This is a genomic window from Pseudovibrio sp. W64, assembly GCF_001623145.1.
Classification (GTDB): domain Bacteria; phylum Pseudomonadota; class Alphaproteobacteria; order Rhizobiales; family Stappiaceae; genus Pseudovibrio.
Genome location: NZ_LMCI01000009.1, coordinates 23,574 through 45,944 on the forward strand (window position 1 = coordinate 23,574; position 22,371 = coordinate 45,944).

A 22,371-nucleotide genomic window follows, 5' to 3' on the forward strand; every position below is an offset into this window, starting at 1 on the left:
TCCAGTATTACTTCGAGTTTAAACGGTTGCGCAAAAGTTCGGTGGAGCTGCGCATATCATCGACAAGCTCTTTGAAGAGTTCCGGATTTTGCAGGCGTGGATTCCGTCTCAATCCGGCCTGAAGCACCAGCTCAATGAGCTCAAAAAAATCTTCTGTAACTGCGGCTTCTGCGTCCTTCAGATCTGTTTCGCCAGCTTTGCCAGCCAGCTCCCCTAAAAGAAGCGGAAGGCGATCAGTCAGTAACCGCAGAACGTCTGACTGGCGATCACTCTGGTCGAGCATGTCGCTTGCTGGTTTTACCAGTTTCCGCGCTGCAAATGTGTGCGTACCATCGCCTAGTGATGCGAAGCTGCTTTCCGGCGCGGCTATGAGTGCCCGGATTTTGTCACTTGGCGTTTTGGCTTCCGGAAAGTTCAACCGGGCCAAGCGCTCCGATTCCTCTTGCGTTAATCGCACGCTTAGCGAAATGGATCTTGATGGCATGTAGCACCTTTGCATTACAAATGTAGTTCTAATGTAATTGCAATTTATGATTGTTCAAGAGGGTAAGCTAAAGTTTTTTGGATTTGCAGAAAATGACACTGACCAAAAATGCGAGTGTTTAGTTGGTTTTTTGGTGAATGAACTCTGAGGTCTCACAGCAGCTGTCTGGATTGGTCTTCTTCAGGAAGGATGATGTTGGATAAGGTGAGATTTCAAAATGGCGAACTCGCGCGAGGATAGGTGTGATTGCAGCTTGGCAGGTGAACGTGGGACAGGCGAGTTTGGTGATGCTGTTTGGGATGAACCGGAACGCCTGCATGTGCGCAAGAGTTTGATCCCGGAGGGGGATAACACTGCCTTTGAGCGGATCATGGGTGTTTCTGATATCTTCCCGATCAACTACCTCAGCCGTGGGGTCGCGGCTGCGCGGTCTATCTGCAAGGTTCAGCTTTATCGAGGTGGACGTATTCCGGCAGGGGCAGGGTCTGGCTTTATGGTTGGGCCGAACCTGCTTCTGACCAATAATCATGTGATCCGGTCGCGGCAATCAGCAGCGCAGGCTTCGGCTATCTTTCAATATGAGATGGATGAGGATTTTTCGCTTGGGCGGTCGGCAGAGTTCTCGATTACGGATGAGATCTTCTTTACCAGCGCGAGTAACAATCTGGATTTCAGTTTTGTCTCTGTTGAAGAGGGGAATAAAGAGGCCAGGTCACTCTCTGACTTCGGTTCTTTGAAGCTGTTGCCTCAATCTGGCAAGGCGGTGAAAGGTGAGTCTGTTTCAATCATTCATCATCCCAATGGTGGGTTGAAGAGCCTTTCTCTTCGCAACAGCCAAATCCTGAGCGTTCATGATCACTTCATAACTTACTCAAGTGATACCCTGCCGGGGTCTTCGGGGGCGCCGGTGCTGAATGACCAATGGTTACCAGTGGCTTTGCACCACCGCAGTATTTCTCATCCATCCAACAGAAACCGCTGGATTGCGAACCGCGGTATCCGGATCAGCGCTATTTTAGCCTACCTGAAGCTGCATGCGTCAAAGCGCAACACCGACGCATTGAGGATTACTGAACGTCTTGGTTTGTAATTAAGCAGTAAGATCAGTGCACTAACCAAAGTGTTATGTTGATATACGTAGTTCAAAGTGACTAATGGGCATAACGTATATATCAATCCTCTTTTTTCAGAATGCTGCTAGATAAGCGTCCATAAATAGAAGAATAAATCTACATGATAGATCGATGCAAAGCTCCGGCGTTATAAGCAAAACAATTTTAGGACTTCTGGGAAGCGTACTCTTTGGTGGCGCGGCTGTTGCACAAGTGTGCCCAACCGCAGACACGATGAAAACCGGAATGGTCCTCATAAACAGCAGTATTCCCGTACGTTTGTTTGTTCGACTTGAAGAGGACGGACAGGTTACAGAGCTGCATTTGAATGAGCGATATGTGGTGGTGCGTGACCAGATACATGTTCATGAGAAGGGCTTGTTCCTTTCCTATGAACGAGGGGCTCACATCAATCGGACTTACGTGCCAGATACACCGTTTGCTGAGTTCTTTCCGCTGGAAGTTGGTAAGGTCTGGGCAGCATCCATTGATGTGTTTGAGAACGAAGACCTTGTACGCAGAGACGTGCCCTACAAGTTTTCCGTTGGTGAGCCTGACCGCTTGCAGGTTGGCAGTTGCGCCTATGATGTGCTTGATGTGACGCTTGAAACTGTTAGCGCAGAGGGTGAGGATATTGTTACCAAATATGCCTACAGCCCTGAGCTTGGGACCATCCTTAGAGGGGAAGGCAAGCATCTTTGGACATCCGAAAACGATGTGATGCAGTTTGATGAGCTGCGCGTTGTCCGCAACAAGCTGGTGCAATAAGCAAAAGGGGAGACCAAAGCCTCCCCTCTGAAGAAGTTTAAGCCAGCACTTCGCGGCTGATCAGTTCCTTCATAATCTCTGAAGTACCGCCGTAGATGCGTTGAACGCGGGCGTCTACGAAGGCGCGGGAAACGCCGTATTCTCTCATGTAACCGTAGCCGCCGTGGAGCTGGAGGCAGCCGTCTACAACGCGGCCTTGCATTTCTGTTGTGCCGAGTTTAGCCATGCTGACGGTTGTGTTGTCGAGCTTGCCTTCCAGGAACAGGCGGCAGCATTCGTCAACGAACGCGCGGTGGGTGCGGACGTCGGTTGCCATTTCTGCCATTTTGAAGCGGGTGTTCTGAAGGGTAGCAACAGGGCGACCGAAGGCCTGACGTTCTTTGACGTAGTCAGCCGTCATTGCCAGTACGCCTTCCGCACCTGCAACAGCGCCAACAGCGAGGGTAAGTCGTTCGCGTGGGAGCTCGTTCATCATGATGTGGAAGCCAGCATCCATTCTGCCGAGGCAAGCGCTGGCCGGGACGCGAAGGTCTTCGAAGAAGAGCTCAGATGTGTCTGAGGAATGCAGACCGATCTTGTCGAGGTTCTGACCGCGTTTGAAGCCCGGGTTGTCAGCTTCAACGAGGAAAAGGCTGGTTCCCTTGGAACCGGAGACGTCCAGATTTGTGCGAGCCACAACAATCACAACATCTGCATGCTGGCCGTTGGTGATGAAGATTTTGCTGCCGTTGATGATGTAATCATCGCCGTCTTTGCGTGCGATTGTGCGAATGCCCTGAAGGTCAGAACCTGCTGCAGGTTCAGTCATCGCGATGGCGCCGACGCACTCGCCTGTTACCATTTTTGGCAGGTACTTTTGCTTCTGCTCTTCACTGCCGTGATTGAGGATATAAGGGGCAACAATGTCGGAATGCACGCTGAGAGAAACGCCCAGACCAGAACAGTTGGCGCGGGTGAACTCTTCAATGATGACCATGGAGAACAGGAAGTTGGTGCCGAACCCGCCATATGCTTCCGGGGTGTCTACAGAGAGCAGGCCTTGCTCGCCCATCTTGTTCCAGATGTCACGCGGGAAGATATCTGCCTTCTCCCATTCGTCGTAGTGCGGGAGAATCTCTGCTTCGATGAACCGCTTTACATTATCGCGAAAAAGCTCAAGTTCACCTTTCAGGTCTTCGTCAATCATATCCATCCCTTTGTATTTCAAGCAGAAACGACGTTCTCCCAAATTCATCTCCCAACAGCGATTTAGGGTCGTTTCTTTACGTATACGGCAAGCCTAAGGGAGGCGATCAATCTGCGCAACTGGCGATGAGTATTAGGCGATTGGCATAATTGCTGTCGGTTGTGACTTGACTCTCCAAAATCGACTTATATATTAGAGAAAACTAAATTAGAAAACATACATTTTGATCATGGTATCGCGCATGCCCTGGTTAGTTTCTCCATCAACCGAACTTTCCTCTGCAGGGGAAAGAACGAGTATAAAATATGACTGAGTTTACCCCATATGCCTCGTTAGCCGGAGGCGTTTTAATCGGCTTGTCTACTGTCATCCTGTTGCTCGCCAATGGGCGGATTGCGGGGATTAGCGGTATTTATAGCCGCTTGTTTGAGTCCGGTACGCTTGCCAATGGCAAGTCGGCCTGGGTGCATGGTGAGAAGGGCTGGCAACTGTCGTTTGTTGTTGGGATCGTTCTTGCGCCTCTGCTGCTGATGGCAGGGGGATTTGAGATTGAGCAGGTGTTTACAGGAGACCTGACGCTGATTGCGATTGCAGGGGCTCTTGTTGGCTTTGGCTCGGTGTTTGGAAGCGGATGCACGAGTGGGCATGGTGTTTGTGGTTTATCGCGCCTGTCTGTTCGGTCACTGGCCGCGACGATCACCTTTATGTCGGTCGGCATTGCCGTTGTGTTCGTTCTTCGCCACGTGGTGGGGGGATAACATGCAACGGATCATCGCTGGTTTTTTGGCTGGCCTGACCTTTGGGGCGGGGCTGGTTGTTGCGGGAATGAGCAATCCTTTGAAGGTGCAAAACTTCCTTGATGTGTTTGGAAATTGGGATCCAAGTCTCGCCTTTGTGATGGGTGGCGCCATTCTGGTGGCTTTTCCGTTTTTCCGTCTGGCGCGCTTTCTACCGCGTCCGTTTGTGGCGGATGACTTTCGGATTCCGACGTTTCAGCAGATCGATAAACGGTTGATTTTTGGGTCAGCTACATTTGGTGCGGGATGGGGATTAATCGGTCTGTGTCCGGGTCCTGCACTGGTTTCAGTTTCATTGCTGTCGCCTCAGGCGATTGTGTTTGTTTTATGCATGACGGCGGGGATGCTGGTCGCGAGACTGGTTGCCAGCCTCTCAATGCGAAGAGCGTTGAAAGAGGCCTGATCTGTCATGTGTTTCATTGATAAATCATGGATTTAGGTGGGAGAAGGTTATGAGCAGCTATCCTGTGCAGATGGATCAGAAAGTGGAGATCAAGGATTTCTTTGATCCGGTGTCGAACACCATTACTTATGTGGTGACAGACCCGGAAACAAAGGCATGTGCGGTCATCGACAGTGTGATGGATATCGACTATCCGGCAGGGCGCATCAGCTTTGAGCATGCCGATGAAATCATTGCGTACATCCGCGAAAATGATCTGAAGCTGGAATGGCTGCTCGAAACCCATGTGCATGCTGACCACCTGTCTGCTGCGCCTTATATTCAGCAGAAGCTGGGGGGCAAGATTGGTATTGGTGAGCAGGTGACAGTTGTTCAGGGTGTGTTTGGTAAAGTGTTTAATGCAGGCACCGAGTTTGCACGCGATGGCAGCCAGTTCGACAAGCTGTTTCAGGACGGGGATACCTATCAGATCGGGAATCTGAAGTGCTTTGCGATGCATACGCCGGGGCATACGCCAGCGTGCATGGTGCATGTGATTGGTGATGCGGCGTTTGTGGGGGATACGTTGTTTATGCCGGATAGCGGCACTGCGCGTGCTGACTTCCCGGGCGGGGATGCGTCCGTGCTGTATGCGTCTATCCATAAGGTGTTGAGTTTGCCTGACGAAATGCGTTTGTTCATGTGCCATGACTATGGTGCGAATGGACGTGAGATTTTGTTTGAAACAACCGTTGCTGCTGAGAAAGCGGAGAACATTCACGTAGGTAATAGTACTAGTCGTGAAAAGTTCGTCGAAATGCGCGAAGCTCGGGATGCAACGCTTGATGTGCCTAACCTGATTGTGCCGAGCATTCAGGTGAATATGAGAGCCGGTCGTTTGCCTGAGGCAGAAAACGAAACCGGTCAAACCTATTTGAAAGTGCCAGTCAATGTTCTCTAATCTACTTCAGAAAATTTCAGGTGGCGGTGGTGGCCAGCTGCGTGCGCGTCAACTTGCCGAGGATTACTGGGTTGCCGGGCAGCTCTATCCTGAGGACATGGAGAAGGCACGTGAGCAGGGTTTCCGGTCTATCGTCTGTAACCGACCGGATGATGAAGCACCGAACCAGCCGACTTATCTGGAGGTTTCTGGAGCAGCTGAAGAGCAGGGTCTGGAGCACATTTACATTCCGATTGGACCGGGGACAGATTTTACCGAGGCTGGTCAGGAATTGATTGATTTTCTGGCGGAAGCGCCTAGGCCTGTTTTGGCGTATTGCCGGAGTGGGAACCGGTCAACCATGCTGTGGCGCTCTATCAATATGTAAGCGTTGCCAAACAGTTAGATTTTATGATGCCAGTGAGGGAGACCTTGCTGGCATTTTTCGTTTGTGGGTGGGTTTTAGGTTGTCGAGAGGGGATAAGCCTCAGACATTGAGCGCGATGACGCCCAGTGCGATGAGCGTGATGATGGTGGCTGTGATGCGTACGCCGAGGTAGTTTCGCGATGTGATTTCCAGATTTTGCAAAAAGAAATCCACAAACAGCATGCCCGAGAACAGGATGATAAGTCCGAGAATGAAGATGATTGGAGCGGTAAACAGGAACAGGCACCAGCCGGAGAGTGCGACAAAGTTGCTCCATAGCAGCAACCATGCACGCCTTGGGTGAGGGGCGATGAAGAACATGCCCCATTGGCTTCCCGCCATGAAGGAGAGGATGACAAGGGCATATAAACTGACTGCTATGACAGTTGCGCCCAACAGTGGCAGAAATGAGTAACCCACTGATAAACCTATGGCTCCGGCGATAAACGGAATGGTTCCGGCCAGAGCAAGGCACGCGTAGAGCAGGGGCAGTTCTCGGTTCATCAGGTTTCAGTCCAGCTCATTTCTACTCCTGATAAAGGCTAGCGGCTAAGGCTGAAGGTAGTCCTGATACGAAGTTGCTCTTTTGAATGAACTGCTCAATACCTTAAGGGCACAACCAGACGGTCATAACCAGCGAAGGTGCCCGACATGCAGCAAGAGATACTCACCACAGCCCGAATGATTGCAGAGGAGGCTGGTGCTTATGCTCTTGAGGTCTTTCATGACCGAGACAAGCTGCAGATTGGCAGCAAAGGCTTGTTGGATTACGTGAGTGAAGCGGACTGTGAAGTTGAGCGGCGCATCAAGCAGGCGTTGAGTGACGCCTTCCCGGAACATGGTTTCAAGGGGGAAGAAACGGGTGGCGAGCTGCAACCGCCGTGCTGGGTGATTGACCCGATCGATGGCACGACAAATTACCTTTACGGGCGGCCAGACTTTTGTATTTCCATGGCTTTTGTTGATGAGCAGGGACCAGCGGTTGCTGTTGTTCATGCGCCTTTTCACCGCCGGACGATTTATGCGGCGCGGGGGATAGGGGCGTTTGAGGATGGCAAGAGATTGCGACCCAGGCAGGCCTGTGACCATGAGCTGGTGGTGAACCTGTGCTTTAACTACAAGCAGGAGAATAACCTCGATTTCCTCAACAAGGTCAATCGGCTGGTGTCAGAGCAGCATCAAATCCGTATTTGCGGGTCTGCAGCGTGGGCGTTGTGCCAGGCAGCGACGGGACAGGTGGATGGCGCCTACAATGGCTGCGTGAACAGCTGGGATGTGCTGGGCGGCCAACTCATATGCGCTGAGGCTGGTCTTGAGGTTGGGCCTTACGTTTATGAGCAGGGTAGCGTCTACGCCTATCCGAAGGGCTCTGTGCTTTCAGATATTCTGGTTCCCTACCTTTAGGCGAGGGCCTCTGGAGCGGGGATATCTGCTTTGCGTTATTTTGTGCGTTCGTTTGCGTTGAATGCATTTTTTCTGCGTTGCTCGGGGTTTCTGGTCCCACGGTAGGCGGGCAGCCTGTTTTGCTGGCCGTCCGAAAAGTTATTCCCCTCACTCTGCGCTGCGCTAGGTTGGCTTGATCGCTGCTTTCCGGCGATGTTCTTTTTGCATCATGTACTGTCTGGCCTTTATCGCGAATGTGCGTGAGGCCTATGGGCTGGATCTGACAGCTGAAGACAACCAGCTGATTAAGGCGGAGGAGTAGAGAGCTTTGCTTTGGGGAGGTAGTGGTCTTCGGGAGCTGTCTCGATGCGACTTGCGCCGAATGGAATGCAGCATGCTCCCAGATCGACCGGGAGCATGCAGATCGTGGTGGTTACTTGTTCAGGAACGGGCGTAGTTTGCCGGCTAGCTCTTCTGGGTTGTTGAAGTGTGGGAAGTGGGCGGCTTCTTCTATGCGTTCCAGCTTTGCGTTCGGGATCGCGTCCTCATAGATTTCGGAGACTGCGAGAGGCTGGAAGTCTTTGTCGCCATGGATGATCAGCGTGTCAGCGGTGATGTTGCCCATATGCTTGCTCCAGTCATGGCGTCTGCCAAGGCCGAAGAACTGAGCGCGGGTGTACCAGCTGCCGAAGAGATCCTGTGAGATTGGCGGGGCACCTTTGATGGTGTCACCTGTGGCCTTGATGAAGTATGGCAGGAAGTCTGCATCCAGCTGTTGCAGGCTGGCTTCATCCTCCTTGAAGACCTGACCGAGATCCAGATAACGGCGCTGCCATTTGTCGTAGGCTTTGTGGTCCCGCTCTGGCAGGAGCTCACGAACGTTCTCAAACAAGCCTTTGTTGCCAGAGGGGAAGACGAGCAGGTCTGCCGGGTTGAGCAAGACGAGCTTATCGACATTCTCAGGGAACTCGGCGGCATAGAGGGAGGCGAGCAGGGCGCCGTAGGAGTGGCCCATGAGGATGAGCTTGTCATCGCCCAGCAGTTTGCGGATGCGTTCAATATCTGCCAGTTGCTGAGAGATGCCGAGGGTGCTTTCCAGCAGCTGGATCTTTGTCCATGTGCTGTCTTCTGCCGGGAAGCGGTCGAAGGGGCGTGTGGAGTGGCCTACACCGCGCTGGTCGTAGTAGTTGACGCGGTACTCGTCAGAGAGCAGGTCAAAACCCGGAGCGCTTGCCATGGTTGGAATGCCGGGTCCACCATGGATGAAGAGGATGTTGCGGCCTTCGCCGGTTGAGAAGTGTTTCAGCTTCACATCTGGTGCGACTTCCCAGAAGTCGTCGAAGATGCCGACGGGCGTCAGGTCTGTGCGCTGGGCAACGGTGCCCGGCTTGAACATGGGTTGTTGCATCATCCACCAGACAACAGCGCCACCGATAGCAAACAGCAAGCCAACCAGAACAACGAGTAACAGAAGCATCTTTTTGCCACTTACCCTCATAAAATCACTCCTTCATTGCAGCGGAGCCCAATGAATCATATGTGCACCCATCCGGTCTATAGCGAAGAGAACGTGCACGCTCAAATTTGTAGTATCAGGACTGTACTCAATTGAATTTGCACGTGCTTCGCAATTCTTGCGGAATTTGGCTCATGAATGAGTTTTGTAGCTTTTGTTCCGAAATCAGACTTTGTCTGACATATTCGTGCGCCAGTCGTGTTTGGAATGACCTGAAATTACATTTTCTTGCGCTTGCCTACGAAAAATTTCGTATTTCGCTTGCGATCTCTGGTTGAAGCGTGTTTTCTAATTCGCGTGAATATTTCTTGTTCACTTCATTACACCAGTCGAGCGTCCTTTTTGATTTTCCGGTGACTGCTCAGACTTCTCATAGTGTTTGGGGCAGACGATTTTATGGCGCTTCTACGCCGTAGAATATCCTGTCTCTCGTATATTTCCCGGGGGGGGCTATGACGCTTCTATCTTCCATTACTAAATTGGCGACAGCTGCAGCTATTGTTGGCGGCGCGGCGCTGTTTTCTGGTCAGGCTTTGGCGCAGGACCTTAAGTTCTTTACCATTGGCACAGGCGGTACAGCTTACACTTACTACCCGGTTGGCGGCATGATCGCCAATGCGATCTCCAATCCTCCGGGCTCTCGTGCGTGTGATGCTGGTGGGTCTTGCGGTGTACCGGGTCTGATTGCTTCTGCTGTTTCTTCCCGTGGTTCCGTTGATAACGTGAATGCGATCAACTCTGGCCTGCGTAACTCTGGTTTCGCGCAGTCTGATGTTGCTTACTGGGCGTTTTCCGGTACCGGCACCATGGAAGGCAAAGAGCCGATGAAGGATCTGCGTTCCATCGCAGCGTTGTTCCCTGAGCATATCCATCTGATTGCAAAAGCTGACAGCGGCATTAACTCTGTTGCTGACCTGAAAGGCAAGCGCGTGTCTCTGGATGAGCCGGGTTCTGGCACATACACGGATGCGAACCTGATCCTTGCAGCTTATGGCCTTTCCACCTCTGACATCACTGCTGAAGCGCTGAAGGGTTCTGCTGCGGCGGAAGCTCTGCGTAACGGCAAGGTTGATGCGTTCTTCGTGGTTGCTGGTTTCCCAACCGGTGCAGTGGTTGAGCTGGCGTCTGCTGAAGACATCAAGATCGTTCCGATCACTGGTCCTGAAGCTGAGAGCCTGGTTGAGAAATACGGCTTCTTTGCAAGCTCCGACATTCCATCTGGTGCCTACCAGGGTGTTGATGCAACAACCACTTTGACTGTTGGTGCACAGTGGATCACCAGCGCGAAAGAAGACGACGAGCTGATCTATAACATCACCAAAGCGATGTGGAACGACAAGACCCGCAAGCTGCTGGATGTTGGCCATTCCAAAGGCAAAACCATCACCATGGAAACTGCAACGGACGGTCTTGGTGTGCCGCTGCATCCGGGTGCCGAGCGTTTCTACAAAGAAGCTGGCCTGATCAAGTAGGGTCTGGTTATCTTTGATGATTTTGCAGTGCCCGGTAGACATCTGCCGGGCGCTGCTGTTTTCAATCTAAATGAAACGCAGGGCTGATGTCTCAGGATACGACAGATCAATCCCTTGAGGATCTGGAACGGAAATACGATCCAGACCTTACCTTCCGAGCCGCTGGTCCAGTGCTTGCTGTTGTTATAACAGCGGCACTTGTTGCCATGTCGCTTTATCATTATTACGCGTCCGGCTTCGGGCTTATTCGAGAGCTTGTCCATCGCGGCATTCACCTTTCGTTTGTGCTGGGGCTGGTGTTTGTTCTTTTCAGTTTCATCAAGAGCACGAGCAGCCAACCTGCGCCTTCCACATGGTGGCGCCCGAGTGGTGTGCATCTGTGGGATATCGTGCTGGCAGTGATGGCTGTGGCTGCGGCAATGTATTTGCCATTGTTGCCAGCTGAGGCGGTTGCCTCCCGTGTTGGGGCTCCTGCGCCGATTGATGTGTTTATGGGCACCGTGCTGCTGGTGCTGGTGCTGGAAGCTGCGCGGCGATCCGTTGGGCCAACGCTGCCGCTGATTGCGCTGATCTTTGTTGGCTATGCTGTGTTTGGCATGTACGCACCGGGCGCTCTGCGGCACCCGGGCGCGAGTTGGACGGGGCTGATCAATCACCTATATATGACGAACCAGGGCATTTACGGCATCGCCATTGGTGTGGTTGCCAAGTATGTGTTCCTGTTTGTTTTGTTTGGGGTTTTAGCCACGCGCATTGGCCTTGGGCAGTTGTTTATTGATCTGGCCTCTGTGATTGCCGGACGCTATGCAGGCGGGCCTGCGAAGGTTGCGATCTTCTCCTCTGCCATGCTGGGCACGATTTCCGGCAGTTCCATTGCCAACACGGTGACGACAGGCTCGCTCACCATTCCAGCGATGAAAAAGGTTGGTTATCCGCCACACTTTGCGGGGGCTGTTGAAGCGACGGCATCAACGGGCGGGCAGATTACGCCGCCGATTATGGGGGCTGCTGCCTTCATCATGGTGGAGTTTTTAGAGATCCCGTACCGTGAGGTGCTGCTTGCGGCGATGTTCCCGGCAATGCTGCATTACTTCGGCATCTTTGTGATGGTGCATCTGGAAGCCAAACGCCTTGGTTTGCGCGGCCTTACCAAGGATGAGCTGCCGAAAGCGTTGGTGGTGATGAAGCAGCACTGGCTCTCCGTCATCCCGCTGGGCATTCTGGTTTACCTGATCATCTCCGGTAAAACGCCCGACTTTGCAGCGGTTTGGGGGATTACTGCTTGTGTGGTTGTTGGGATTTTAAACCCGCATAACCGGATGGGTCTCAAAGACCTGATTGAGTCCCTGGCGACAGGGGCCAAGTACTCGCTGGCTGTTGGGGCTGCTGCTGCAGCTGTTGGCATCATTGTTGGCGTGGTGACGCTGACGGGAACGGGCTTCCGGCTTTCGTTTGTGGTGACACAGGCTGCTTCTGATCTGGGCGGGTTTATTGCGTCCGGTATGCTTGCAGAGTATGTGACGCAGAATGGGCTGACGCTGTTCTTCACCCTGTTGTTTACGGCAGTTGCCTGCATCATCATGGGCGCGGGTATTCCGACAACGGCGACCTACATCATTCTGGTTTCCATTGCTGCACCTGCGCTTGCCTTGCTGGGCGTTCAGCCGCTGGTGGCGCACTTCTTCGTGTTCTACTACGGCGTACTTGCAGACATTACGCCGCCTGTGGCGCTGGCTGCTTATGCCGGGGCTGGGATTGCTGGTGCGAACCCGTTCAAGACCGGCAACACGGCGTTCCGTCTTGGTATCGCAAAGGCGCTGGTGCCGTTTGTGTTCGTTTACTCTCCTGCACTGCTGTTGGTGACGCCGGAGTTCACCTGGTACGACCTGAGCGTAACTCTGGCGGGTGCCATGTGTGGCATTGGTCTGCTGGGTGTGGCGTTCTCTGGCTACATGCTGGCGGGGCTGAATAAGCTGGAGCGGTATTGGACGGCCTTTGCGGCGATGTTCTTCGTTGCGCCGGGCTTGCAAACCATGGCAATCGGTGGAGTGTTGATGCTGCCTGTTGTGGTGCGGCAGGTGATGGCACGTAAGAACCAACAGCTGATGACGCAAGACGCTTAGCGGCGATGTTTTATGAGTGAGATAGCCCCGCCGGATGAGAATGTTCGGCGGGGTTTTTATTGGAGAAGGTTTGATTGATTGTGACTGACACTAAGAGTTTGCTTGGCATGAAGCTTCCGGCGCTGAAACTGCGGACAACCAATGCTGAGATGATTGATTTGTCAGCGTTACAGGGCCGCACTGTTGTCTATGCCTATCCTAGAACAAGCCCTCCAAATGAAGGGCCAATTGAAGGGTGGGATCTCATTCCCGGAGCTCGTGGATGTACGCCTCAATCCTGTGCATTCCGGGATCACTTTGGTGAGTTAAAAGCGGTTGGGGCGCAAGCGGTGTTTGGGCTTTCTACTCAGTCGACAGCGTTTCAGGCTGAAGCTGCTGAGCGTTTGCATCTGCCGTTTGCTTTGCTTTCTGATGAGGAACTGGAACTGACGAAGGCGATGGAGCTGCCGACTTTTGAGGCTGGTGGCATGGTTCTGCTGAAAAGGCTCACCATGATCATCAAAGATGGTGCGATGGAACACGTTATGTATCCGGTGAGTGATCCGGCGCAGAATGCTGAGGATGTGATTGCGTATTTGAAGCAGTCGTAGTGAATGTGACAAGCCCCCGCCGGATGCACCAATCCGGCGGGGGTGTTGATTAGGCTGCTTCGGTTGCTTTCTCCGGGTAGGCTTCTTTGATGCGGTCTGCGTAGGCGACGAGGTTGGGGAACTGCTCGGTGGTTTCCTTCCAGCCGGAGAAGGGCAGGTTGGAGAGGGTGCAGAGGATTTGGGCGCCGATGGCGGCATCAGCAAAGCAGGGGCGATCGCCGAGCAGAAATGGTTTGTCACCGAGTTGGGTGGAGATGGCTTGCAAGTCTGCACGGCCCAATGCGAGGCGCTCTTCCCATGTGTGCTGGCCGTAGCCGTGATTGTTGACTTTGGTGATGACGCTTTTGCGAGACTCGTTTGCAAGGGAGCTGCGCATTTCCGGTGGCAGGATACCGAAGAACTGATCTTCGATGACAGCAAAGTTCTCATCTGGCAGCCAGCGGGTACAGACGGTCACGAAGTACAGAGAATGCTCTGCCATTCGCATGAAGGCGTGGGCCACAGCCAGTTCTGCCTCAGAATAACCACCTGAAAAATCAGCGTTATAGTTGATCACCAAATGCCGTCTGATGAACTCGGAATCGGCGATGAGCTCTTCTTGGTCCTTCATCACCGGGAGCTTGCCTTTGGGGGCGGTTTGCAATGCTGCTGGGCCTTCCAGAACGTCATAGGACAGGCCCGCCATGGCGAGCAGGATGTCTACTTTCAGGCAAAACGGGCTTGCGCTGACACCATCGAGTTTTGCGCTGAATTTGTGGTTTGTGAGCATTTGCTTTCTCCGCTTGTGTTTGGTAGGGGATTGGTAGCAAAGTGCTCCTGACAGCATTGTGTCAGGAGTGTTTCGCATTCCAAACTTATTTGGAGGAGTTCATGCGCAGGGCAGATCGGTTGCTGCAGGTCGTTCAGTTGTTGCGACGTCATCGTGGGCCGGTGACCGGTGATGCGATGGCGGAGGAACTGGAAATCTCTGTTCGCACGCTTTACCGCGACATTGTCAGCCTGCAATCGACTGGTGTGCCGATCCGCGGGGAGGCGGGGGTCGGTTATGTGCTGGATGAGGGGTATGATCTGCCGCCGTTGATGTTCAACAGTGATGAGCTGGAAGCGGTGATGATGGGCCTGCGCCATGTGCAAGTGCGTGGGGATGAGCAGCTTATTCGCACAGCCAGTGACGTGATTGCTAAGATTGCGGCGGTGCTGTCTCCCGAAGCGCGGGACGAGTTTATTGAAGCCCCGCTCTATGCGCCGGATTTTGGGGTGGAGCCGATTCCCACCGCACGGATTGAGCTGAAGGATGTGCGGCAGGCTATTCGCGGGCAGAACAAGTTGCGGCTGACCTATGAAGACGCGCAGGGTGAGATGAGCGAGCGCCTTATATGGCCGCTGAGCCTGACCTTCTTTGCACATTCTCGAATGATCGTGGCGTGGTGCGAACTGCGCAAGGACTTCCGCGCCTTCCGGACAGACCGTGTGGCCCACATGGATGTGCTGGAAGACCGCTACCGCGAAAACCGCGTCACTCTGCGAGATCGCTGGTGGAAGATGGAACTGGCAAGGCGGGAGAAAGAGGCAGAGAAGGCAGCTCTTAAGATGTAAGTGACGCTCCCTAAGGTTGTTATAGTTTGTTTTGTGGGTAATAATGGTTGTGTTTTGATGTTGCCTTTAAACAGGTGCGGAACGCATTTTGAATTACGTCATTTGGAACAGCTTGATGTTACTCGCTACCGCCTATGTCTACACGGTGTTGGCTGAGATTCTTATTATTGGGCGTAATGCTGAGGTGTATTTCCGCTCGAACAAACTCGCGCGGGTGTTGCTGTTTATAGGGGCCATGGGCGTATCGCTCGGAACGATGTTCTGGGTTCTTTTTAACTATGGTTTTTCTGATCCAGGCATGTTCCGAGGAAATGGATACATGGCACTCGTTGCAGGTGTTTCCAGCTCATTCCTTGCTTATCTGGCACTCTATCTGATCTACAAATTTGTCGAAGATATCTTTTATTGATGGGAAGAGGCATTGCCTCCCCTTTCATGCTCACTCCGCCGTCACTGCCGTGCCATGTGAGACCGTATCTCCTGGGAACTGGATCACGGTGTCGTTCTGGTTCAAACCAGCGCGGACTTCGGCCATGTCTTGGTTGAAGGCGCCGATTGTCAGGAGTTGGAGTTGGGCTTTGCCGTTGACGACTTTGAAGGTGGCCCAGTCGTTGCCTTCGCGGAAGAGGGCGGTCATGGGAATGCGCAGGACGTTTTGGCCGTGCCATGTTTCGATGGCAGCACGCAGGTGGAAGCCGTGGCCGAGTTCCAGTGCCGGGGTTTCCAGATCCAGAATGGCGTTGACGCGTTGCTCTTCGATGCCGAGGGCTGAGACCTTGGTGAAACCGGCGGGATCAATGCGGCGGACGGTTGCCTTCAGGGTGTTGCCGCCCCAGTCGACCAGAGTTGCATTTGCGCCCTCTGCGATTTTGACGGCCTCAGTAGAGAGCAGGTCAACAACCACCTCGATGTCAGCAGGGTCGCCCAGTTCCATCAGGAGCGCGCCAGACTGGATGGTCTGCTCACTTTCAACTGCCAGATTGAGGACGACACCGTTGATGGGTGTGATCATGCGTACGGCAAGTTCCTCTGAACGCTCTGGATCCTGTGCGATGTGAGGCTCGATCAGGCGGGCTTTGGCGCTTTGCAGGTCGCTGCCCCGTTGTGCGATTTGAGCATCTGCGCTTTGAACCTTGGCGGCTTTGAGGGTGACGTCGATTTCCACGCGTTCCAGCTGAGCATCGGAGATGGTTTTGGAGCGGTTGAGGCGCTGGGCGCGGATGAGTTCTGACTTGGCCAGTTTGTGTTCTGCCTTGGCGGAGGCAAGCTCAGCTTCTGCCAAGGAGATGGCAGCTTTGGCGGTTTCAACTCCGGCGAGGGCTTCTGCCTTGGTGCGGGCGTTCATGAACGGGGTGGTGAGCGGGTTGATGGTGGCGACTGTGGTTTCGCCACGGGATACTTTGTCGCCGACCTCGAGAAGGGAACGGTCGACCCGTCCGGCGATTGGGGCGGAGATTTTGTAGATCTCTTTGACGCGGGTTTTGCCGTCTTCCTCCACGGTGACAATCAGGTCGCCGCGGGTGATCCTGGCTGTTTCAACGGAGATTGGCTTTTCCTGCAAGGCCCAACCAATGAGGAGAAGAACGAGCAGGGCGACAGCAATATATGCGCCTCGTTTGACGTATTTACCGTTCATTCCTATTCCCTCGTTTTTAAGGTTTTGATGAGATCAAGTTTGCCCACACGGCGGCGCACGATGAGTGCGCAGGCCAGTGCAGCTGTGAGAATGACAAAGCTGGCGATGGCATAGGTGCTTGGCAGCACCACAAGCGGCACGCGGAAGAGATCACTGGCGAAGCCCTGTATCATGCCCGCTGCCATGCCATAGCCGATGAGCCAGCCCATGGGCTGTGCCAGCAGAACAATCATGGCCATTTCCACCAGAATGACGTGGAACACTTCCTGCTTAGAGAAGCCGATGACGCGCAGGCTGGCGAGCTCGCGGCCCCGCTCTGACAGCTGAATGCGGGCGGCGTTGTAGACCACGCCAAAGGCAACGATGACTGCGATGGTGATGTAGGCCACCAGCATGGAGTTGACGCTCTGGTCCATGAGCTCGCGGAACTTTTCGCGAGAAAGCATCTGCATGGCGATGCCGCCGAGGCCCGGTGTTTGTTTGACAGCGTCGTAGAGATCATCAAGTCGTGTGCGGTCGATATAGATCGCCAGATCAGAGATGCGTGGGCCTGTGGGGACAAGGGCGTTCAGCGCGTCTATGTGCATGGAGGCGGAGATGCCCATGTAGCTGGTGACAGTGCCGGAGACACGCACTTGCCGCAGGATCGAGTTGTGCTTGGTGAGCTCTACGGTGAGCATCTCGCCCGGCTTTACACCCAGCTGGTTGGCGAGGTGAGTTGGCAGCATGAGACCGGTGCGGGGCATTTCGATAGCGCGCTCATCAAGGTCCAAAATGCGGGAGAGGTTGGCGTTGGTTGGTCGGCCTGTGATGGCGACGCGCTTTTCTTTGGGACCAAAGCGCAGGATGACAGGTTCTTGTCTGTAGGCTTCTGCGGTGAGAACGCCGGGCAGGCGCAGGATGTCATCGAGCACGCTGGGGGCTTTGTCATCTGCCAGTGTCAGGCGGGCATCTGCTGTTTCTGCCTTGTTGAAGGCCACGTTGATCATGTGGTCCATGGAGTTGGTCAGGAACAGCGCGGAGACGAGCAGGGCCAGCGCGAAAGAGACGCCAAGGCTGGTGAGCAGGCTGCGCACCGGATTGTGCATGAGATGACGCAGGCCCATGGTGCTGAGCTGGGACAGGATGCGCACACGCCTGGACTTGAGCGAGAGGAAACTGCGGAAACGTGGCGGTGCAGGTGGGCGCATGGCGACTGCGGGTGGCAGGCGGGCGGCCTTCATGATGGAAGAGAGCGCACCGCCCAAAGCAGCGAGTAGCGAGATGGCGGCGGCGATAAGGTAGAGGTCCGGGCTTTCATCGAACACGAGGAATGGGAACGAGAAGTACTGCGCATACATTTGGGTCATCAGCTTGCCCATGTAATTGCCAGCAATGGAGCCGATTCCAACGCCCAGAAGCGCAATGAAAGAGACGAGTTTGGCGTAGTGACCCGCGACGGACCATGAAGAGTAACCGCAGGCTTTCAGGAGGCCGATCTGCTCCCGCTCCAGAGCGATCAGGCGGGACAGGATCATGTTGACGAGGAAAGCGGAGACCAGCAGGAATATGGGAGGCAGCACTTTTGCCATGGCGGAAAGCTGGGTGAGCTCCGCATCCAGAAAGGCATGGGATTGCTGGTCTTTGCGTTTATACGCGCCAGTGCCGCCGTATGGTTTGAGCAGGCGGTCGAGTTGCTCCAGTACGCAAGGTGTACAGGCGCCCCTGAGCAGCCTCAGGGAGATGTCGTTGGCCGCATTCTTCATGTCGAACAGGCCTTCCATGGCGGATTGGGCCATGAAGAAGACGGCGAAGCGGCGGTCATCGGGAACCAGATCTCCGGGGCCGAGAGCGTAGATGAACTCGGGGGAGAGGATGATGCCCGTGATTTCGAGGTTGAGCTTCTTGCCGTTCAAGATTGCGCTGAACGTGTCGCCGGGGTTGAGGCCATGTGCTTTGGCGAAGCGGGAATCCAGAGCGACCTGGTTGGTACGGGAGCCTTCCGGCAAGCGGCCTGCGCGTAAGTAGAGGCGGTTGACGGCAGGCTTTCTGCCTGAGGGCAAGGAAAGCGCAATGCCAGCGGCGGGTTCTGCCATCTGCGGAATATCGAGGATGGCGGAGCGGACGATGCGCATTTCGACTGCTGCTACGCCATCAATGGCTGCGATGCGGTCTTTCAGGTGATCAGGTGCACGGACGGCTTGTGCGAAGATGTGGCCGAAGCGGTACTGGTCGTAATAGGTTTCCTGTGTCTGGCTGAGAGAGCGGTAGGCGCCTTGTGCGAGAATCAGCGTCATCACTCCGCAGGCCATGACCAAAGCAATCGCGAGCACTTGCGCCCACAGGCGTTTCAAGTCGCGGATGACTTTTCGGTCAAGGACGGGCAGAGCTACCATGCAACCTCCGAAGGCTGCTTGGGTGTTTCGTTTTCGTGCGTGCTCTCGATTGCGCCGTCTTTGAAGACGTAGACACGGTTTGCCATTTGCTGGATGGCCGTGTTGTGCGTGATGATTGCGGTGGTCGTGCCAAGTTCCAGATTGATGCGCTGTAAGGCTTCCAGAACCAGTGTGCCGGTTTTGGTGTCGAGCGCACCAGTGGGTTCATCGCAAAGCAGGACTTCCGGCCTTTTGGCGATGGCACGGGCGATAGCGACGCGTTGCTGTTCGCCGCCGGACATTTCCGCCGGGAAGTGGGAGGAGCGTTTGCCGAGGCCGACCAGTTCCAGGGCTTCCTGTGGGTCCATCGGGTCCTTGGCGATCTCTGTTGTCAGAGCCACGTTTTCCCATGCGTTGAGGCTGGGAATGAGGTTGTAGAACTGGAAGACGAAGCCGACGTAATCGCGCCGATAGCGGGTCAGTTCGCTTTCGCTGAAGTCCGTCAGGTTTTTGCCTATGAACGAGACTGTGCCGGAGGTGGCATTGTCGAGACCGCCGAGAATGTTCAGGAATGTGGATTTGCCGGAGCCGGATGGCCCTAGTAGCACAACCATTTCACCTTCAAAGAGTGTCATGGAGACACCGCGAAGTGCGTGCACCTCAACCTCGTTGGTGACATAGGTTTTTGTCGTGTTTTCAGCAATAAATACTGGCGTCGGCATAGGGGCCCCAACCTGAATGTGCAGCTACGTTACACTATAGCCTCAGACTCAAGTTGTATGGCAATGATCCCACTCAAGGAACTGAGTAAATTCCCTAGGCTAGATGTCAGTGCGTGGCGGTGCGCCTACAGATTTGCGGAAAATAAGTTCCGGGTGCCACAGGCATTGCAGCTCTTTGATGTCTGTGCCCTTGAGGTAGTTCATCGCCATGATCGCGATCTCCCGACCTGCATCGCGCAGTGGTGAGCGGGTGACGGTCAGTGGCGGGTTCATGTCAGATGCTTGTGCGAGGGGCACGTTGTCATCGTGGGCGACGATGGAGACTTCAGAACCGATCTTGATGCCGAGTTCGTTACAGGCTCTGTACGCGCCTTTTGCCATGACCACACTTGAGCAGAGCAGGGCAGTCGGGCGGTTTTCGAGCTGCAAGATCTCCATGGCGAAGGTGTAGCCGTTTTCCTCTGACATAGCGCCTGCACGCATATAATCCGGGTTCGGCGTGACGCCTCGTTCCTTCAACGCATCCTGCCAGCCGTTGAGCCGGTCAATGGCGTAGACACGGTTTGGATGGCCGTTGAGGATCGCGATCTTGTCGTGACCCATTTCCAGCAGCATCTTTGTGGGCTCGTGGAAGACGCCGTAGTTGTCGATGTCGATGTACGAGTAGCTATCACAGGTGGCAGTGCGGCCATGCACGATGAATGGGATGTTGAGGTCTTGCAGCAGACGGATGCGTTCTTCACTCAGATCCACGTTGGACAGGATCACCAGATCAACGGTGCCTTTTTCCGCAAAGCGGCGGTAGACGTCCACTTCCTCACTCTGCGAGGAAGAGATCATGATGTCGTAGTCAAGCTCGGATGCCTTCTCAGAAAGACCTGTCAGAAACTCGATGAAATGCGGGTCGAGAAACATGTTCATGTCAGTGGGGAAGGCGATGCCGATCACGCAGGAGCGTCCGGTTGCCAGACGGCGTGCGTTGACATTGGGACGATAGCCATAGGTCTTTGCTGCCTCCGAAACCCGGTTTCGGGTGGCGAGAGACACGTCAGAATACCCGTTCAGTGCTCTGCTGACTGTGGTTTGTGAAAGACCGAGATGATTGGCTAAACTCTTAAGATTCATAATAATTCAATGGCTCAAACTTGCTGTGCGCCTTGTTTATAGCCCCTTTTTCTCCCGCATGCTTGGATGAAATCTAACCCAGAAGTCTGCCTAAAATCCAGTAGGACCTTTGTCTTTTCCAAAGCGCTTTGGAAACGGTAACGGAGACAGTGGAAAACTGATATTTTTCAGAGGTGCAGTAAAATACCACATAGGATGGGCTCTAAACTTAGGAGAATTCAGCTATTTTGTGGGTGCTGCGTTGCAAAATATGACGCCAGATGGACAGCCTCACAAAAGTTCCTATGGATTTTTACTATTGACTTAGACCGGTGACTAAACTTTGCTTGTCTCAAAGCGCTTTGGGAATCTTTTGAAAGATGACCAGTGTTTGGGGAGCCCTTCGCTCTGGAGGGGTAATTAATGGCCGGACAACGATTGGGAATTCGTTGAACCAAGGGCCATGGACGAAACAGGGAGGCGTCCCATTATGGGTATCCGTCGTACATTATTAGGTTCTGCTGTTGCTGTTGCTGGTATGGCTGGCGTTGCGGGTTATGCAATGGCTGCTGAAGTTACCGTTGTTTGCGGTAGCGTTGGTCAGGGCGCTAAGCTCTGTAAAGGTGCTGCAACCGAGTGGGCTAAAGAAACTGGCAACACCGTTAAGTTTTTCGCTGCACCTGCATCATCTACCGAGCAGCTGGCGCTGTACCAGCAGATCCTGAGCTCTGGTTCTTCTGATATTGATGTTTTCCAGATTGACGTTATCTGGCCGGGTATTCTGGGAAGCCACCTTGCTGATCTGAAGCCATATTCCAATGGCGCAGAAGACATGCACTTCCAGCCAATCGTTGCGAACAACACCTACAAGGGCAAGCTGGTTGCTATGCCTTGGTACACTGATGCTGGCCTGCTGTTCTACCGCAAAGACCTGCTTGAAAAGCACGGCGAAAAGGCTCCTGAAACCTGGGGTGATCTGACCGCAAGCGCGAAAAAAATTCAGGATGCTGAACGCGCAGCTGGCAACAATAAAATGTGGGGCTTTGTTTATCAGGCGAAGGCTTATGAAGGTCTGACCTGTGATGCTCTTGAGTGGGTCGACAGCTTTGGCGGCGGCGATGTTGTGAACGCTGATGGCGATATCACCATCAACAACGAAAAAGCTGTAAAAGCTCTGTCCCTTGCAGCAAGCTGGACCGGTACAATTGCACCTTCTGGTGTTCTTTCCTATCAGGAAGAAGATGCACGCGGTGTGTTCCAGTCCGGTAATGCAGTGTTCATGCGTAACTGGCCTTATGCATGGTCTCTCGGTCAGGCTGACGATTCTCCGATCAAAGGCAAGATCGGTGTGATGGCTCTGCCAAAAGGTGGTGAAGACGGAAAGCAGACCGGTACTCTTGGTGGTTGGCAGCTTGCTGTTTCCAAATACTCCAAAGACCCTGAAGCAGCTGCAAGTCTTGTTATGCACCTGACCAGCAAAAAGAGCCAGAAACAGCGCGCTATCGAAGGGTCTTACAACCCAACCATTGCTGAGCTGTACTCTGATGCGGATGTTCTTGCAGCAAGCCCGTTCATGGGTCAGTTGAAAGACACCTTCACCAATGCTGTGGCACGTCCATCCCGTGCAACTGGCTCTAACTACAACAAAGTTTCCAATGCATTTTACAATGCAGTGCATGACGTGCTTTCCGGTAAAACCGAAGCAGAGGCATCCCTTGCGAAGCTTGAAAAGAACCTGAAACGCATCAAGCGTAAAGGCTGGTAAGTCTCCTCCCTAGA

22 protein-coding genes are annotated in these 22,371 nt (G+C 53.8%); 13 read left to right on the forward strand and 9 right to left on the reverse strand.

What is annotated here, in order from left to right:
* Positions 1-7: 7 nt before the first annotated feature.
* Complete coding sequence (locus PsW64_RS06650) at positions 8-427, reverse strand: hypothetical protein (protein WP_208980616.1); 420 nt, start codon at positions 425-427, stop codon at positions 8-10.
* 274 nt (positions 428-701) lie between these two features.
* On the opposite strand from PsW64_RS06650, the gene PsW64_RS06655 reads away from it, so the two are divergent.
* Both PsW64_RS06655 and PsW64_RS06660 read left to right on the forward strand, forming a co-directional pair.
* Positions 702-1,574: a trypsin-like serine peptidase gene (locus PsW64_RS06655; protein WP_082831038.1), complete on the forward strand. Its 873-nt coding sequence runs from the start codon at positions 702-704 to the stop codon at positions 1,572-1,574.
* A gap of 154 nt (positions 1,575-1,728) precedes the next feature.
* Positions 1,729-2,364 carry a hypothetical protein gene (locus PsW64_RS06660; RefSeq protein WP_063303143.1) on the forward strand — a complete coding sequence of 212 codons (636 nt, stop codon included), beginning with the start codon at positions 1,729-1,731 and terminating at the stop codon, positions 2,362-2,364.
* Between the two features lie 37 nt (positions 2,365-2,401).
* On the opposite strand, the gene PsW64_RS06665 is transcribed toward PsW64_RS06660, so the two are convergent.
* Complete coding sequence (locus tag PsW64_RS06665; protein WP_063303218.1) at positions 2,402-3,550, reverse strand: acyl-CoA dehydrogenase family protein; 1,149 nt, start codon at positions 3,548-3,550, stop codon at positions 2,402-2,404.
* 305 nt (positions 3,551-3,855) lie between these two features.
* On the opposite strand from PsW64_RS06665, the gene PsW64_RS06670 reads away from it, so the two are divergent.
* The 4 genes from PsW64_RS06670 to PsW64_RS06685 are packed head-to-tail and all read left to right on the forward strand — an operon-like array spanning position 3,856 to position 6,057.
* Positions 3,856-4,308 carry a YeeE/YedE family protein gene (locus tag PsW64_RS06670; RefSeq protein ID WP_063303144.1) on the forward strand — a complete coding sequence of 151 codons (453 nt, stop codon included), beginning with the start codon at positions 3,856-3,858 and terminating at the stop codon, positions 4,306-4,308.
* 1 nt (position 4,309) lies between these two features.
* Positions 4,310-4,750 (forward strand): DUF6691 family protein, encoded by a 441-nt coding sequence (locus PsW64_RS06675; RefSeq protein ID WP_063294071.1) that lies wholly within the window; start codon positions 4,310-4,312, stop codon positions 4,748-4,750.
* Positions 4,751-4,799: 49 nt separating this feature from the next.
* Positions 4,800-5,690: an MBL fold metallo-hydrolase gene (locus PsW64_RS06680; RefSeq protein WP_082831039.1), complete on the forward strand. Its 891-nt coding sequence runs from the start codon at positions 4,800-4,802 to the stop codon at positions 5,688-5,690.
* A complete protein-coding gene (locus PsW64_RS06685; RefSeq protein WP_063303145.1) occupies positions 5,680-6,057 on the forward strand; it encodes a TIGR01244 family sulfur transferase in 378 nt (125 codons plus the stop codon). The genes PsW64_RS06680 and PsW64_RS06685 overlap by 11 nt, the downstream gene beginning before the upstream one ends.
* Before the next feature lie 99 nt (positions 6,058-6,156).
* Here PsW64_RS06685 and PsW64_RS06690 read toward each other — a convergent pair whose 3' ends face one another.
* The gene (locus PsW64_RS06690) at positions 6,157-6,600 is read right to left on the reverse strand and encodes a DUF3429 domain-containing protein (RefSeq protein WP_082831040.1); all 444 of its coding nucleotides are present in this window, start codon (positions 6,598-6,600) and stop codon (positions 6,157-6,159) included.
* Between the two features lie 147 nt (positions 6,601-6,747).
* Here PsW64_RS06690 and PsW64_RS06695 point away from each other — a divergent pair, with 147 nt between their 5' ends.
* Positions 6,748-7,500 carry an inositol monophosphatase family protein gene (locus PsW64_RS06695; protein WP_063303146.1) on the forward strand — a complete coding sequence of 251 codons (753 nt, stop codon included), beginning with the start codon at positions 6,748-6,750 and terminating at the stop codon, positions 7,498-7,500.
* Positions 7,501-7,912: 412 nt separating this feature from the next.
* On the opposite strand, the gene PsW64_RS06700 is transcribed toward PsW64_RS06695, so the two are convergent.
* Positions 7,913-8,956 (reverse strand): alpha/beta fold hydrolase, encoded by a 1,044-nt coding sequence (locus PsW64_RS06700; RefSeq protein WP_208980617.1) that lies wholly within the window; start codon positions 8,954-8,956, stop codon positions 7,913-7,915.
* Between the two features lie 491 nt (positions 8,957-9,447).
* Here PsW64_RS06700 and PsW64_RS06705 point away from each other — a divergent pair, with 491 nt between their 5' ends.
* The 3 genes from PsW64_RS06705 (at position 9,448) to PsW64_RS06715 (ending at position 13,180) form a co-directional block, all read left to right on the forward strand.
* Entirely contained in the window at positions 9,448-10,467 is a 1,020-nt protein-coding gene (locus tag PsW64_RS06705) for a TAXI family TRAP transporter solute-binding subunit (RefSeq protein WP_057461241.1), read from the forward strand.
* A gap of 86 nt (positions 10,468-10,553) precedes the next feature.
* Positions 10,554-12,590: a TRAP transporter permease gene (locus tag PsW64_RS06710; protein ID WP_063300176.1), complete on the forward strand. Its 2,037-nt coding sequence runs from the start codon at positions 10,554-10,556 to the stop codon at positions 12,588-12,590.
* 74 nt (positions 12,591-12,664) lie between these two features.
* The gene (locus PsW64_RS06715; RefSeq protein ID WP_063300177.1) at positions 12,665-13,180 is read left to right on the forward strand and encodes a peroxiredoxin; all 516 of its coding nucleotides are present in this window, start codon (positions 12,665-12,667) and stop codon (positions 13,178-13,180) included.
* Between the two features lie 49 nt (positions 13,181-13,229).
* Here the strand turns inward: PsW64_RS06715 and PsW64_RS06720 are convergent, their stop codons facing one another.
* Entirely contained in the window at positions 13,230-13,949 is a 720-nt protein-coding gene (locus tag PsW64_RS06720; protein WP_063300178.1) for a glutathione S-transferase family protein, read from the reverse strand.
* A 101-nt stretch (positions 13,950-14,050) separates the two neighbouring features.
* Between PsW64_RS06720 and PsW64_RS06725 the strand changes: the two genes are divergently transcribed.
* Together PsW64_RS06725 and PsW64_RS06730 are read left to right on the forward strand one after the other, a co-directional pair.
* Positions 14,051-14,776 (forward strand): helix-turn-helix transcriptional regulator, encoded by a 726-nt coding sequence (locus tag PsW64_RS06725; RefSeq protein ID WP_193757757.1) that lies wholly within the window; start codon positions 14,051-14,053, stop codon positions 14,774-14,776.
* Between the two features lie 115 nt (positions 14,777-14,891).
* Positions 14,892-15,185: a hypothetical protein gene (locus PsW64_RS06730; RefSeq protein WP_063303149.1), complete on the forward strand. Its 294-nt coding sequence runs from the start codon at positions 14,892-14,894 to the stop codon at positions 15,183-15,185.
* A gap of 30 nt (positions 15,186-15,215) precedes the next feature.
* On the opposite strand, the gene PsW64_RS06735 is transcribed toward PsW64_RS06730, so the two are convergent.
* The 4 genes from PsW64_RS06735 to PsW64_RS06750 all read right to left on the reverse strand — a co-directional run bounded on the left by PsW64_RS06735 (position 15,216) and on the right by PsW64_RS06750 (position 20,613).
* Complete coding sequence (locus tag PsW64_RS06735) at positions 15,216-16,412, reverse strand: efflux RND transporter periplasmic adaptor subunit (RefSeq protein WP_063303150.1); 1,197 nt, start codon at positions 16,410-16,412, stop codon at positions 15,216-15,218.
* A gap of 2 nt (positions 16,413-16,414) precedes the next feature.
* Positions 16,415-18,787 carry an ABC transporter permease gene (locus tag PsW64_RS06740; RefSeq protein WP_063303151.1) on the reverse strand — a complete coding sequence of 791 codons (2,373 nt, stop codon included), beginning with the start codon at positions 18,785-18,787 and terminating at the stop codon, positions 16,415-16,417.
* Complete coding sequence (locus PsW64_RS06745) at positions 18,781-19,488, reverse strand: ABC transporter ATP-binding protein (RefSeq protein WP_063303152.1); 708 nt, start codon at positions 19,486-19,488, stop codon at positions 18,781-18,783. The genes PsW64_RS06740 and PsW64_RS06745 overlap by 7 nt, the downstream gene beginning before the upstream one ends.
* 99 nt (positions 19,489-19,587) lie before the next feature.
* The gene (locus PsW64_RS06750) at positions 19,588-20,613 is read right to left on the reverse strand and encodes a substrate-binding domain-containing protein (protein WP_063303153.1); all 1,026 of its coding nucleotides are present in this window, start codon (positions 20,611-20,613) and stop codon (positions 19,588-19,590) included.
* 469 nt (positions 20,614-21,082) lie between these two features.
* Between PsW64_RS06750 and PsW64_RS06755 the strand changes: the two genes are divergently transcribed.
* On the forward strand, positions 21,083-22,357 hold the full coding sequence (locus tag PsW64_RS06755) for an ABC transporter substrate-binding protein (protein WP_063290113.1): 1,275 nt from the start codon (positions 21,083-21,085) through the stop codon (positions 22,355-22,357).
* Positions 22,358-22,371: the final 14 nt, after the last annotated feature.